At 73.2% G+C, this 13412-nt stretch carries 13 protein-coding genes; all 13 read left to right on the top strand.

The window, feature by feature from the left end:
• The 13 genes from ABD371_RS07855 (at position 1) to ABD371_RS07795 (ending at position 13380) form a co-directional block, all read left to right on the top strand.
• Positions 1-825 carry a 2-keto-4-pentenoate hydratase gene (locus ABD371_RS07855; protein ID WP_344474966.1) on the top strand — a complete coding sequence of 275 codons (825 nt, stop codon included), beginning with the start codon at positions 1-3 and terminating at the stop codon, positions 823-825.
• On the top strand, positions 822-1595 hold the full coding sequence (locus tag ABD371_RS07850) for a 2-keto-4-pentenoate hydratase (RefSeq protein WP_344474232.1): 774 nt from the start codon (positions 822-824) through the stop codon (positions 1593-1595). The genes ABD371_RS07855 and ABD371_RS07850 overlap by 4 nt, the downstream gene beginning before the upstream one ends.
• Positions 1592-2011 carry a RidA family protein gene (locus ABD371_RS07845; protein WP_344474230.1) on the top strand — a complete coding sequence of 140 codons (420 nt, stop codon included), beginning with the start codon at positions 1592-1594 and terminating at the stop codon, positions 2009-2011. Before ABD371_RS07850 ends, ABD371_RS07845 begins: the two co-directional genes overlap by 4 nt.
• Complete coding sequence (locus ABD371_RS07840; RefSeq protein ID WP_344474228.1) at positions 2008-2580, top strand: 3-hydroxyanthranilate 3,4-dioxygenase; 573 nt, start codon at positions 2008-2010, stop codon at positions 2578-2580. The genes ABD371_RS07845 and ABD371_RS07840 overlap by 4 nt, the downstream gene beginning before the upstream one ends.
• Positions 2577-3599: an amidohydrolase family protein gene (locus tag ABD371_RS07835; protein WP_344474226.1), complete on the top strand. Its 1023-nt coding sequence runs from the start codon at positions 2577-2579 to the stop codon at positions 3597-3599. The genes ABD371_RS07840 and ABD371_RS07835 overlap by 4 nt, the downstream gene beginning before the upstream one ends.
• Positions 3596-4510, top strand: coding sequence for an acetaldehyde dehydrogenase (acetylating) (locus tag ABD371_RS07830; RefSeq protein WP_344474223.1), 915 nt, complete (start codon positions 3596-3598; stop codon positions 4508-4510). The genes ABD371_RS07835 and ABD371_RS07830 overlap by 4 nt, the downstream gene beginning before the upstream one ends.
• Positions 4507-5598 carry a 4-hydroxy-2-oxovalerate aldolase gene (dmpG, locus tag ABD371_RS07825; protein WP_344474221.1) on the top strand — a complete coding sequence of 364 codons (1092 nt, stop codon included), beginning with the start codon at positions 4507-4509 and terminating at the stop codon, positions 5596-5598. The genes ABD371_RS07830 and dmpG overlap by 4 nt, the downstream gene beginning before the upstream one ends.
• On the top strand, positions 5592-6827 hold the full coding sequence (gene kynU / locus ABD371_RS07820; RefSeq protein ID WP_344474220.1) for a kynureninase: 1236 nt from the start codon (positions 5592-5594) through the stop codon (positions 6825-6827). The genes dmpG and kynU overlap by 7 nt, the downstream gene beginning before the upstream one ends.
• A 62-nt stretch (positions 6828-6889) precedes the next feature.
• A complete protein-coding gene (locus ABD371_RS07815; RefSeq protein WP_344474218.1) occupies positions 6890-8677 on the top strand; it encodes an LVIVD repeat-containing protein in 1788 nt (595 codons plus the stop codon).
• A gap of 43 nt (positions 8678-8720) precedes the next feature.
• On the top strand, positions 8721-10160 hold the full coding sequence (locus ABD371_RS07810) for an amino acid permease (RefSeq protein WP_344474216.1): 1440 nt from the start codon (positions 8721-8723) through the stop codon (positions 10158-10160).
• A gap of 142 nt (positions 10161-10302) precedes the next feature.
• Positions 10303-11358: a helix-turn-helix transcriptional regulator gene (locus ABD371_RS07805; RefSeq protein ID WP_344474214.1), complete on the top strand. Its 1056-nt coding sequence runs from the start codon at positions 10303-10305 to the stop codon at positions 11356-11358.
• Positions 11359-11518: 160 nt separating this feature from the next.
• The gene (locus ABD371_RS07800; RefSeq protein ID WP_344474212.1) at positions 11519-12043 is read left to right on the top strand and encodes a cobalamin B12-binding domain-containing protein; all 525 of its coding nucleotides are present in this window, start codon (positions 11519-11521) and stop codon (positions 12041-12043) included.
• Positions 12040-13380: a methylaspartate mutase gene (locus ABD371_RS07795; RefSeq protein WP_344474210.1), complete on the top strand. Its 1341-nt coding sequence runs from the start codon at positions 12040-12042 to the stop codon at positions 13378-13380. The genes ABD371_RS07800 and ABD371_RS07795 overlap by 4 nt, the downstream gene beginning before the upstream one ends.
• The last annotated feature ends 32 nt before the right edge of the window (positions 13381-13412 follow it).

Here is a 13412-nt window from a genome sequence, read left to right as displayed (position 1 = left end):
ATGATCGCCGGGGGTGCGCCGCCCGACCCGGTGACGAGAGCCGCCGAGCGCCTTGAGGAGGCGCATCGCACCGGCGTCCCGTGCGCCCCGGTCCGCGACCTCCTCCCGCCCGGGGACCTGGACGCCGCCTACGCCGTCCAGTCCGTCCTCACCGACCGCCGACTCGCCGCCGGCCGCCGTGTCACCGGCTGGAAGGTCGGCCTGACCTCGGCCGCCGTGCAGCGGCAGCTCGGCGTGGACACACCGGACTTCGGCGTCCTCCTCGACGACGCCGCCGTGCCGGACGGCGACGAGATCCCCTGGGGCTCGGTGCTCCAGCCCAGGGCCGAGGCCGAGATCGCCCTCGTCCTCGAACACGACCTCCGCCACGAGCGGCACACGGTGGCCGACGTGATCCGGGCGACCGCCTTCGCGCTGCCCGCCATCGAGGTGGTCGGCAGCCGGATCCGCGACTGGGACATCTCGGCCGTCGACACCGTCGCCGACAACGCCTCCAGCGGCGCGTACGTCCTGGGCACCCGCCCCGTACCCCTTGGGGAACTCGACCTGCGCACCGCGGGCATGGTGCTGGAGCGCCGGGGCGAGCCCGTCTCCACCGGCGCGGGCGTCGCCTGCCTGGGAAACCCGCTGCACGCCGCGCTCTGGCTGGCCGACACCCTCGTACGGCTCGGCCGCCCGCTGCGGGCCGGGGACACCGTGCTCACCGGCGCGCTCGGGCCCATGACGGCCGTCGGGCCCGGCGATGTGTTCGAGGCCCGTATCGACGGGCTCGGCTCGGTGCGCGCCGCCTTCGGGCGCGCCGCCGCGGAAGGAGAGGTCCGATGAGCATCCAGTCCCTGGCCGAGTCCCTCGACACCGCGGCGCTGGACGCCCGCCCGCTGCCGGGCGGCGGCACCGGCCTGACGGACACCGCCGAGGCGTACGCGGTCCAGGACGCCCTGGTCGCGCGGCGGCTGGCCCGGGGGGAGCGGCTCACCGGCGTCAAGCTGGGCTTCACCAGCCTCGCCAAGATGCGGCAGATGGGCGTGTCCGATCTGATCCACGGGCGGCTGACGGACCGTATGGAGATCCCCGACGGAGGACTGTACGACCTCTCGGGGCTGATCCACCCCCGGGTCGAGCCCGAGGTGGCCTTCCTCCTGGGCGACACCCTGCGACCCGGCGGCGACCCGGCGGCGGCGGTCGCGGCCGTGGCACCCGCGCTGGAGATCATCGACTCCCGCTACGACGGCTTCCGCTTCTCCCTCCCCGAGGTGATCGCCGACAACACCTCCGCCGCGGCCTACGCCGTGGGGCCCTGGAGCGCCCTGAACACCCCGGACGATCTCGGCAACCTCGGCGTCCTGCTGGAGCTCGACGGACGCCCGGCCCAGACCGGTTCCACCGCCGCGATCCTCGGACACCCGCTGCGCGCCCTCGCCGCCGCGGCCCGGCTCGCCGGTCCGCTGGAGCCCGGCACCGTGATCCTCGCCGGCGCGGCCACCGCCGCCGTACCGCTGGAGCCCGGCACCTTCGTCCAGGCGACGATCGCCGGCCTCGGCACCGTCCGGTTCACCACGCGGGCCACCGCGAAGACCACCGGGGAGGACACGTGATCGTCCCCGGCGCGGCCCCGCCCCGCGGCCGCTTCCCGCATCTGAGGCGCGCGGGCGACCTCGTCTTCGTCTCCGGCACCAGCTCCCGCCGCCCCGACGGCACCTTCGCCGGAGCGAGCGCCGACCCGATGGGCGTCACGGACCTCGACGTCCGCGCCCAGACCCGGGCCGTGCTCGACACCATCGCGAGCCTGCTGGCCGCGGTCGGCGGCGGCCTCGGCGACCTGGTGTCGGTCACCGCGTATCTCGTCAGCATGAACGACTTCGGCGGCTACAACGAGGTCTACGCCGAGTACTTCGACGAGGACGGGCCCACCCGCACCACCGTCGCCGTCCACCAGCTTCCCCACCCCCACCTGCTGATCGAGATCAGCGCCGTGGCCCACCTTCCCCAGCGCGAGGAACCGCACCGATGACCATGACCCCGTTCAACCTCCAGTCCTGGATCGAGGAACACCGCCATCTGCTCAAGCCGCCGGTCGGCAATGTCCAGATCTGGCAGGACGCCGACCTCATGGTGACGGTCGTGGGCGGTCCCAACCGGCGCACCGACTTCCACGACGACCCGATCGAGGAGTTCTTCTACCAGCTCAAGGGCGACATGGTGCTCCGCGTCATGGAGGAGGAGGGCCGGCCGCCGCGCGACATCCACATCCGCGAGGGCGATGTCTTCCTCGCCCCGGCGCACCTGAGGCACTCCCCGCAGCGGCCCGAGGAGGACAGCATCGGCCTCGTCGTCGAATTCGCCCGGCCGCAGGGGCACCGCGACGCCTTCGAGTGGTACTGCGTGGAGTGCCACCACCTGGTCCACCGCAGCGAGGTCCAGCTCACCTCGATCGTCGACGACCTGCCCCCGGTGTTCGGCGCGTTCTACGCCGACGAGGCCGCCCGCACCTGCCCGCACTGCGCCGCGGTGCACCCGGGCCGGGACTGGCCCGAGGAACTGCGCCCGCGCACCCGCCGCGAAGCGGAGGCGGGCGCGTGACCGTCGTCGATGTGCACGCCCATGTCTTCCCGGAGATCGGCCGCGCCGAGTCCCGGCTGCTCACCGGCTCCGACGACGGCCCCTGGCTGCGCACCACGGACGGCCCCGGCACCGGCATGATGATGGCGGGCTCCGCCGAGTACCGGCCGGTGCGCCGCACCCTGTGGGACCCGGCGGAACGCGTCGCCGACCTGGACCGGCTCGGCGTGGACGTACAGGTGCTGTCCAGCACCCCGATGCTCTTCGGCTACGGGCTCGAAGCCGCGCGCGCCGCCGACTGGTGCCGGACGGTCAACTCCCATCTGCTGCGGTACGCCGCGCACGCCCCCGGCCGGCTGGTCCCGCTCTGCCAGGTGCCGCTCCAGGACACCGAGGCGGCCTGCGAGACGGTCGACGAGGCGATGCGGCAGGGCTTCCACGGCGTCCACATCGGCAACCACCTCGGCGACCGCGACCTCGACCACGGGGCGCTGCTCGAATTCCTCACGCACTGCGCCGAGAAGGACGCGGCCGTCCTGGTCCACCCCTGGGACCTGCCCTCGGGGCCGAGGTTCTCCCGGTACATGCTGGCCTGGCTGGCGGGCATGGCCGGCGAGACCCATCTGACCATCCTGTCGCTGATCCTCTCCGGGGCCTTCGAGCGCCTCCCGGCCTCACTGCGGCTGATGTTCGCCCACGGCGGCGGCAGCTTCCCGTACCTCCTGGGCCGGGCCGACAACGCCTGGCACCGCCGCGATGTCGTCCGCGCCGACAGCCCGCACCCGCCCTCGCACTACACCGACCGCTTCTCCGTCGACTCGGCCGTCTTCGACCCCGGTGCGCTGCGGCTCCTCGTGGACGTGATGGGCGCGGAGCGGGTGCTGCTCGGCTCCGACCACCCCTTCCCGCTCGGCGAGGAGGAGATCGGCCGGCTGGTACGGGAGAGCGCGCTCGCCCCCGAGGAGCGGGCGGCCGTCCTCGGCGGCAACGCCGTCGATTTCTTCGGTCTGACCCGGCTCCCGAAGGAGGCCCTCCGATGAAGGCGGCCGTGATCGGATCGGGCAACATCGGCACCGATCTCCTCATCAAGATCATCAGAGGGGCGGGGAACGTCACCGCCGCCGCGATGATCGGCATCGACCCGGAGTCGGAAGGGCTCGCACGCGCCCGCCGGCTCGGGGTCCCCACCAGCGCCGACGGAGTCGCCGGGCTGCTGGCCCTCGACGGTTTCGACGAGATCGACGTGGTCTTCGACGCCACCTCCGCCGCCGCGCACCACCGCAACGCCGCCGCGCTCGCGCCGTACGGCAAGACCCTCGTCGATCTGACCCCGGCCGCCATCGGCCCGTACGTCGTCCCGCCCGTCAACCTCGACCAGCACCTCGACGCCCGCAACGTCAACATGGTCACCTGCGGCGGCCAGGCCACCGTCCCGATCGTCGCCGCCGTCTCGGCGGTGACACCGGTCCACTACGCGGAGATCGTCGCCTCGATCGCCGCACGGTCGGCGGGACCGGGCACCCGGGCCAATATCGACGAGTTCACCGAGACCACGTCCCGCGCCCTCGAACAGGTGGGCGGCGCGGCCCGGGGCAAGGCGATCATCGTCCTCAACCCGGCGGAGCCGCCCCTGCTGATGCGCGACACCGTGCACTGCGTCGTCGACGACTGCGACACCGGGCGGGTCGCCGCCTCCGTGCACGCGATGGCCGCGTCCGTCGCCGCCTACGTGCCCGGCTACCGGCTCAAGCAGGAGCCGCAGTTCCGCGCCCTGGCCCCCGGCGACCCGCTGACCGGGCTCGCCGGCGGCGGACGCCTCCTCGTCTCCGTCTATCTGGAGGTCGAGGGCGCCGCCCACCACCTCCCCGCCTACGCCGGAAACCTCGACATCATGACCTCCGCCGCGCTGCGCACCGCCGAGCGCCTCGCCGAACGGAGCCGGGCCCGATGACCAAGGTCTACGTCCAGGACGTCACCCTGCGGGACGGCATGCACGCCGTCTCGCACCGCTACACCCTCGACCAGGTCCGCACGATCGCCGCCGCGCTGGAGGCGGCGGGCGTCGACGCCGTCGAGGTCGCCCACGGAGACGGTCTGTCCGGCTCCTCCGTCACCTACGGCCCCGGCGCGCACACCGACTGGGAGTGGCTGGCGGCGGCGGCCGAGGTGCTCGACCGGGCCAGGCTCACCACCCTGCTGCTGCCCGGCATCGGCACCGCCGACGATCTGCGCCGCGCCCACTCCCTCGGCGTCACCTCCGTCCGCGTCGCCACCCACTGCACCGAGGCGGACATCTCCGCCCAGCACATCGGCCTCGCCCGCGACCTGGGCATGGACGTGGCGGGCTTTCTGATGATGTCCCATCTCGCCCCGCCCGCCGAACTCGCCGCGCAGGCCCGCCTCATGGAGTCGTACGGCGCGCACTGCGTCTACGTCACCGACTCCGGCGGCCGGCTGACCATGGACGGTGTACGGGAGCGGGTCCGCGCCTACCGCGACGCCCTCGACCCGGCCACCGAGATCGGCATCCACGCCCACCACAACCTCGGCCTCGGGGTGGCCAACAGCATCGTGGCGGTGGAGGCCGGGGCGCACCGCGTCGACGCCTCCCTCGCCGGACAGGGCGCGGGCGCGGGGAACGCGCCGCTGGAGCCGGTGGTGGCGGTGTTCGACCTCATGGGCTGGGAGCACGGCTGCGCGCTGTTCCCGCTGATGGACGCCGCCGAGGAGCTGGTGCGCCCGACGCAGGACCGGCCCGTGCGGGTCGACCGGGAGACGCTGACGCTCGGGTACGCCGGGGTGTACTCCAGTTTTCTGCGGCACGCGGAGGCCACGGCCCTGCGCCACCGTCTCGACACCCGCGACCTGCTGGTCGAGGCGGGTCGGCGGCGGCTGGTCGGCGGGCAGGAGGACCAGCTCACGGACATCGCGCTCGATCTCGCCCGGGACCGGGACCGCCGCGCCGCCGAACCCGGACCCGGCCCTGTCGTCGCCCCCGCCCCCGCCCCCTCGTACGACCACGGAGACACCCCATGCTGACCGAACGCGCCGCCGCGCTGGACGCCGCCGACCCCCTCGCCCATGTCCGCGACCGTTTCCTCCTCCCCGAGGGCGTCGTGTACCTCGACGGCAACTCCCTGGGAGCGCTCCCCGCCGCCGTCCCGGCGGCCGTCGAGGACGCCGTGCACCGCCAGTGGGGCACCGATCTGATCCGTTCCTGGAACGGCAACGGCTGGTGGGACGCGCCGATCCGGACGGGCGACGCCGTCGGCTGGCTGATCGGCGCGGCCCCCGGCCAGACGGTGGCCGGGGACTCCACCAGCGTCCAGCTGTTCAACACCCTGCTCGCCGCCGCCCGGATGCGCCCCGGACGCCGGCTGCTGCTGACCGACCCCGACCACTTCCCCACCGACCAGTACATCGCCGACTCGGTGGCCCGGCTCCTCGGACTGGAGGTCCGCCGGGTGCCGGCGCGCGAGGCGGCGGCGGTGCTGGCCGCCGAGGCCGGGAACGTCGCCGTCGCCGCCTACGCCCCGGTGGACTACCGCACCGGGGAGCTGTACGACATGGCCGCGCTCACCGCCGCCGCGCACGCCGCCGGGGCCCTGGTCCACTGGGACCTGTGCCACGCGGCGGGCTCCCTGCCCGTCGAACTCGACGCCATGGAGGCGGACTTCGCGGTCGGATGCGGCTACAAGTACCTGTCCGGCGGCCCCGGCGCACCGGCGTTCGCCTACATCGCCCGCCGCCACCAGAAGGACTTCGACCACCCCCTCACCGGCTGGCACGGGCACGCGGAGCCGTTCGCCATGTCCGGTGCCTACACCCCGGGGGAGGGCATCGGCCGGGCCCGGATCAGCACCCCGCCGCTGCTGTCGCTGCTCGCCCTGGAGGCCGCGCTGACGGCCTTCGACGGGGTGGGGATGACGGCCGTACGGGACAAGAGCCTCTCCCTGACCGGCTTCTTCCAGGAGTGCGCCGACGAGCTTCTCGACGGCCTCGGCTTCACCATGGCCACCCCGCGCGACCCGGCGCGGCGCGGCAGCCAGGTCGCCCTGCGCCACGCGGAGGCGTACCCGCTCGTCGCCGCGCTCACCGCCCGGGGCGTGATCGGCGACATGCGCGCCCCCGACCTGCTCCGCTTCGGATTCAACGCCCTGTACGTCACACACGCCGACGTCCTGCGCGCCGTACGGGAGCTGCTCGCCGTCGTGACCGGGGGCGAGCACCGCGCCGCAGCCTTCCGGCAGCGCCCCACCGTCACCTGATCCGGCCCCAGGGGCACATCGCGCGCACGTCCCGCTCCTTCCTCCTCCGAAAGGACCGTCAGATGCGTTCCCCCCGAAGAAACGCCGTCCTGGCGGCGGCGGTCGCGGCCGCCGCCACGGCCACCCTGCTCACTCCCGGGGTCTCCGGCGCGGACAGTGCCACGGCCACGGCCACGGCCACGGCCGCCGCCGTCGATCCGAACATCCTCGACGTGTGCGCCGACCGGCGCCCCGGTCCCGCCGACCCCGGCTCGTACGGCATGCAGCTGGACGGCGGCTTCCGGCACCCGGCCCTCACCCCGGTCGACGAGGGGTCCGACCACCCCTTCCCGGGCCGCAACGCGGAGTACGACACCCGCTCGTACATCAAGAACATGAAGGTCGAAGCCGCCTACGAGGGGGCCGACTTCACCCCCGACTACTTCCACAGCTGGCAGAACATCGTCGACTTCGACGGCCGTCGCTATCTCTTCCAGTACGGCCGCTCCGAGGGCCGTGTCTACGACATCACCGACATCAAGAAGGTCAAGGTGGTCGAGAGGCTCAGCCGCAAGGACGTGGGCGGCGACGAGACCCGCGCGAACGGCGACTGGGCGGCGCACGACTACTGGGGCGCGTCCACCATCCAGTGGAACAAGAAGCTGGACGCGTATGTCATGGTCCAGAGCTTCGAGAGCAAGCGCCAGATCTCGGAACTCTCCGACCAGCCGTCCGGGGACAAGTACAACAACCCCGAGGGCGTGCGGAAGGTGCGGGCCAAGCCGGGGCTCAAGGGCTTCAAGGTGTACCGCCTGGACGGCCCGCGCAAGAAGGACTGGAAGCTGCTGACGACGGTCTCCACGGACGCCACCCAGGCCGATCCCCTGAAGAGCGACCCGGCCGCCGCGCAGCAGGGCTCGGGCTCGATCGACGTGCCGTACTGGACCGGTGAGAAGTACCTGTTCATCGCCACGGCACCGGACGACACCTACTCGGGGACCGAGTATCCGACCAATCTGCACTCGGCCGGCTACCAGTCCTGGGACATGTCCGACCCGGCCCGCCCGAAGCTCCTCGACACCTGGCATCTGCCGGGCCAGCGGACCGGCGAGGACGCCGCGTACCGGAACAACCCGCGCTGCGGGAACCGCACCAGCTGGATGGGCGCGCGGATGCCGCTCTTCCTTCCCCGGCCCGTGGAGAAGGGAGGGCGTTACGCCTTCGCGGCGATGGGCGGCTACGGACTGACGGTGCTGGACGTCTCCGACCCCTCCGACCTGCGGACCGTCAGCCATCTGGATCTGCCGGCCTCGGTCGCGGGCACCGAGGGCGACAACATCGACGTCTCCCAGTACGAGAAGACCGGAATGATCTACTACTCCGGTTACCCGCTCACCGAGGACTGCTACGAGCCGTACAAGGACGTCTACCAGATCGACGCCCGCGACCCGAAGCGCCCCCGTGTCGTCGGCGTCCTTCCCCGGCCGGTCCCGCCGAAGGCCGCCGGCATCACCGACTACTGCCAGCGGCGCGGCAGCTTCGGTCCCAAGCGCACCGGCTACTACACCAACCCGGGCCGGCACACCCCCGGGGTGCTGAGCTACGGCTTCTACAACGCGGGCGTGCAGTTCTTCGACGTCTCCGACCCCGCCGAGCCGGAGATCTCCGCCTACTTCGTCCCGAAGGCGTACGGGGCCGGGACCGCCGAGTACGCGTACGGCAACCAGACCCACGGCGTCTATGTCGAGTGGGACCGCAACATCGCCTGGACGCTGACCAACCACGGCATCTACGCGGTGTCCGCGCGCAAGGTCCTCGGCAAGCCCGACCTGGACGCACCGGCGAAGCCGTTCCGCAACAGCGAGTTCTGAGCCGCTCCCGCTTCCCGCCACCTTTCAGAAGGGCACCACCGCCATGGCCGCACCCAGCGACTCCGCACCGCCCGCCCCCGCCCCCGCCGACACCGAAGGCGGCAGACCCGCGCCCGGCGGAGGACTGGTCCGTTCCCTCACCCACCGGCAGACCACCATGATCGGGCTGGGCTCCGCGCTCGGCACCGGCCTCTTCCTCGGCTCCGGCTCCGCGATATCCGTCGCCGGTCCCGCCGTGATCGTCTCGTACGCGATCGGGGCGGTGCTGGTCGCGATCATCGCCGTCCTGCTGGGCGAGATGTCCGCCGCCCACCCGGTCCAGGGCTCCTTCGGCACCATCGCGCACCGCTATCTCGGCGCGTGGGCCGGGTTCCTCAGCCGCTATCTGTACTGGTTCAGCGCGGTCGTCGTCATCGGGACGGAGGTCGTCGCCTCCGCGCTCTACATCCGCTGGTGGTGGCCCGAGGTGCCGATGTCGGTGGCGATCCTCGCGATCGCCGCGGTGGTCCTCGCGGTCAACATCATCAGCGTGAAGTCCTTCGGCACCACCGAGTTCTGGCTCTCCACCGTCAAGGTGGTGGCGCTGTGCGCGTTCATCCTCTGCGCCGCCCTGCTGGTCTTCTACGGACTGCCCGACACGGAGGCCACCGGCTTCGCCAACCTCGGCGACGACGGCGGTTTCCTCCCGCACGGAGCGAGTTCGATCTGGCTGGCCATGGCCGTGGTGATGTTCGCGTACGCCGGTTTCGAGGTCGTCGCCATCGCGTCCGCCGAGGCGATCGACCCCCAGCGCACCATCCGCACCGCGATGCGCCAGCTGGCCTGGCGGCTGAGCTTCTTCTACCTCCTCTCCATCACCCTGGTCCTCGCGCTGATCCCGTGGCGCCGGATGGCGGACAGCGACGGAAGCGTCGAGACCAGTCCCTTCGTACGGGTCTTCTCGGAGGTCGGCGTGCCCGCCGCGGCGACCGTCACCAACGCGGTGGTCCTCATCGCCGCCATGTCCGCGGCCAACGCCCATCTGTACGGCGCGTCCCGGCTGCTGCACTCGCTCGGCGGCGACGGCCTGGCCCCGGCGGCGATGGCCAGGCTGAGCAGGCGCGGTGTCCCGGCGGTCGCCCTGGCCGCGTCGTCCATGGGGATCGTGGCCGCCGCGCTGCTGGCCTTCTACGACGTCAGCGGTCTCTTCGGCATCCTGATGTCGATCGCCCTCTTCGCGGTCCTGCTGGTGTGGCTGCTGATCCTCGCCTCGTACATCGCCTTCCGGCGTCACCGGGCGGCGAACCCGGGGGAGTTCACCGGCTTCAGCGTCCCGGCCGGCGGGAAGCTCGCGGTCGTGGCCGTGATCGGGGTGCTCGCCGTGGCCGCCACGGCGGTCGAGGTCCCCGACATGCGCCAGGCGGCGGGCATCGGCCTCGCCTTCACCGCCGTCCTCATCGCCTGCTACGGCCTGACCACCCTCCGCCGGGCACGCCGGGAGTGACGGACGGCGTCGCGGGCACCGCTGTTCCACGGCGGTGCCCGCGCACCGTCATTGGTGGTGTGATATTCAATCAACATTGCACAAAAGGTGATATGAGGGATATTTTTAAGGCATGCGTCGTGTGACGGTCGACGGTCGACGGATGGCACGCGAGTTCGGCTCTGTCGTGGTCCAGCGGTCCGACGCCGACGAGCGGGGGAGAGCGCTCTCCCAGCTGATCGCCCCGGTCGTCCCCCATGACGCCTTCACCCTGGTGGGCTCCGACCCGGCGATCGGCCTCGGCTTCGGGAGCTTCAGCTTCTGGCACGGATTCCCGCCCGCGCTCGTCGGCGCGCTCGTCCGCCACCGTCACCAGCAGGGCAGCCCCTGGCACGCCGACGTGGTCGCCCACGGGGCCGCCCCCACCCATCTCGTCACCGTCGGTGACCCGTCCCTGTCCCCGGCCGACCGGCTGCGCGCCGAGGTCCTCGCCGCGCACGGGGCCGCCTCCGAACTCCGGCTGCTGCTGCGCGACGAGCACGGGGTCTGGGGCATGCTCGCGCTGATCCGCTCCGGCGGCGGCCCGCCCTTCGACGCGGACGACGCCCGGCTGACCGCCCTGCTCGCGCCCGCGCTGATCGACGCGGTCCGGCGGCACGTCCTCGCGGGCCCGCTCGTGGCGGCGGCCCCGGCGCTCCCGGCCGGAGTGATCACCATGGGCCCGGACCACCGCGTCAGAACGGTCAGCCCGCAGGCCGCCGCGTGGCTGGACCTGTTCCGTACCCGCGGCCGGCGGATCGTCCCCGAGTGGATGCCCGAGGTCTTCCTGATGGCGCTCTCCCTCTCCACCCGGAGCCCGGCCCACCGAAGGAACGCCTCCGCCCCGCTGGTCTGCTCCCCGCCCGCCGTCTGCGGGCGCTGGATCGTCTGCCAGGGCCAGACACTCGGCGACGGGGACGGGGACGACGGCGGGGGAGACATCGCGCTCGTGATCCAGTCCCCCGTCGGGGACCTCCTCCTGCCCTCGTTCTGCGCCTGGTACGGCATCACGCCCCGCGAACGCGACGTCGTCGACGAACTCCGCACCGGGGCCGCCACCCGGCGCATCGCCCGCAGCCTCGATCTCTCGGTGCACACCGTCAACGACCATCTCAAGGCGGTCTTCCGCAAGACGGGCGCGGACGGGCGCGACGAACTCATCGCCGCACTGGGCCACTGACCGCCCACGGCCCCCCGCATGACCAGCGGGAACAGCCGCACCCCCCAAAACTCGGGATACCCTCCGCCGCCGCCCCGGACGAGACTCAAGGGGCAAGCGCGCATCCGCCCGGTGTCACACCCCGCCCGGACAGCGCCGAAGCCGCAGAGGAGAACCCCTCATGACCTTCCTCGCCCCGGCACCCACCGCCCCCCGCCGGCCGCTCCCCGGCCCCGCGGACCCCCGGCCCGCGCGCCGTCATGTCCTCGTCTCGGGCGTCTCCTCCGACGCCCACACCTGGAACCTCGTCTTCCTTCAGCTGCTCCTCGAAGAGACGGGCTACCGGGTGACCAACCTCGGCAGCTGCGTCCCCGACGAACTGCTGATCGACACCTGCCGGCGGCTGCGCCCCGACGCCCTGGTGATCAGCAGCGTCAACGGCCACGGAGCCCTGGACGGCGGCAGGGTGATCGCCCGGCTGAGGCGCTGCCCCGAACTGCGGCGGCTCTTCGCCGTCATCGGCGGCAAGCTCGGCGTCGACGACGCACCCGGCGTCCACGGCCCCGGGCTGCTCGCCGCCGGATTCGACGCGGTCTTCGAGGACGGGCGGGGCGTCGAGGACTTCCGCCGCCGCCTCGGCCGGGCCGCCCCCGCGCACGGCATCGCGGTGCCCCGCGCCCGTACCGCACCGGAAGAAGCGTCATGAACACCCGCGCCCTCCGGGCGGCGGCCACCGGGCCCCTCCGGCCGCACTCCGCCTTCGCCGCCGCCGTCGATTCGGCCCGCCGGCGCGGAGAGCTGGTGGTCCAGCCCCGGATGGGCTTCCCCGACCCGAGGACGATGCGGCGAGGACTGCTCGCGGTGCGCGCCGCCCGCGCGCACACCGTCGGCACCGTCACCCTCGACAGCTACACCCGCGTCGGCGACCACGCCCGCGCCCGTGCCGCGCTCGGCACCGGGGCCGCCCTCAACGGCTACCCGCTCGTCGCGCACGGCGCGGACGCCACCCGCCGGATGGTGGAGGGCCTCGGCGACGGGACGCCCGGCTTCGCCGTACAGATACGCCACGGCTCGGCCGACCCGTACGCCATCGTGACGACCCTGCTGGACGCGGGGCTCGACGCCACCGAGGGAGGGCCGGTCTCCTACTGCCTGCCCTACAGCCGCACCCCGCTCGCCGCGTCGGTCGACGCGTGGGCCCGCAGCTGCGAGCTGCTCGCCGAGCGCTCCGGCGGCGCGGCCCATCTGGAGAGCTTCGGCGGCTGTCTGCTCGGACAGCTCTGCCCGCCGTCCCTGCTGGTCGCGCTCTCCGTCCTGGAAGGGCTGTTCTTCCGCCGGCACGGGCTGCGCAGCATCTCCCTCAGCTACGCCCAGCAGACCAGCGCCGCCCAGGACGCCGAGGCGCTCGCCGCCCTGCGGGCCCTCGCCGCCGAGCACCTCCCCGGCACCGACACCCATCTGGTCCTCTACACCTACATGGGCGTCTTCCCGCGCTCCCGGCGCGGCGCGCTGCGGCTGCTGCGGGCCAGCGCCGAACTCGCCGCCCGCAACGGCGTCGAGCGGCTCATCGTGAAGACCCCGGCCGAGGCCCATCGCCTGCCCACCGTCGAGGAGAACGTCCTCGCCCTGGAGGAGGCCGCCGACGCCGCCCGGCGCACCCCGCGCGCGGCACCCGCCCACCACGGCGGGGACGAAGGGGAGTTCGGCGTCCTGGCCGAGGCCCGCACCCTGGTGGAGACCGCCCTCGGCCTCGCGCCCGACATCGGCACGGCCCTGGTCCGCGCCTTCGCCGCCGGGCTGCTCGATGTGCCGTACTGTCTGCACGCCGACAACGCCAACAGCGCGCGCGGCTTCATCGACCGGCGCGGCAGCCTCCAGTGGCGCAGCGGCGGGGCGATGCCCGTGCGCACCGCCTCCGGGCCCGAGGGCCGGCGGCTCGGGGCCGGGGAACTGCTCGACATGCTCGGGTACGTCCGGCGCGCCCACGACCCCGGCCCGCGCGCCCTCGCCGGGACCGGTGGGAACCCGTGCGACGCCCCGTGAAGAGTCCCCGCCCCGACCGGCGACGAACGACG

The sequence above is a fragment of the Streptomyces amakusaensis genome, assembly GCF_039532665.1.
GTDB lineage: Bacteria > Actinomycetota > Actinomycetes > Streptomycetales > Streptomycetaceae > Streptomyces > Streptomyces amakusaensis.
Note: the sequence above shows the minus strand (reverse complement) of the source record. Positions and strands in the feature narration are given on the sequence as shown.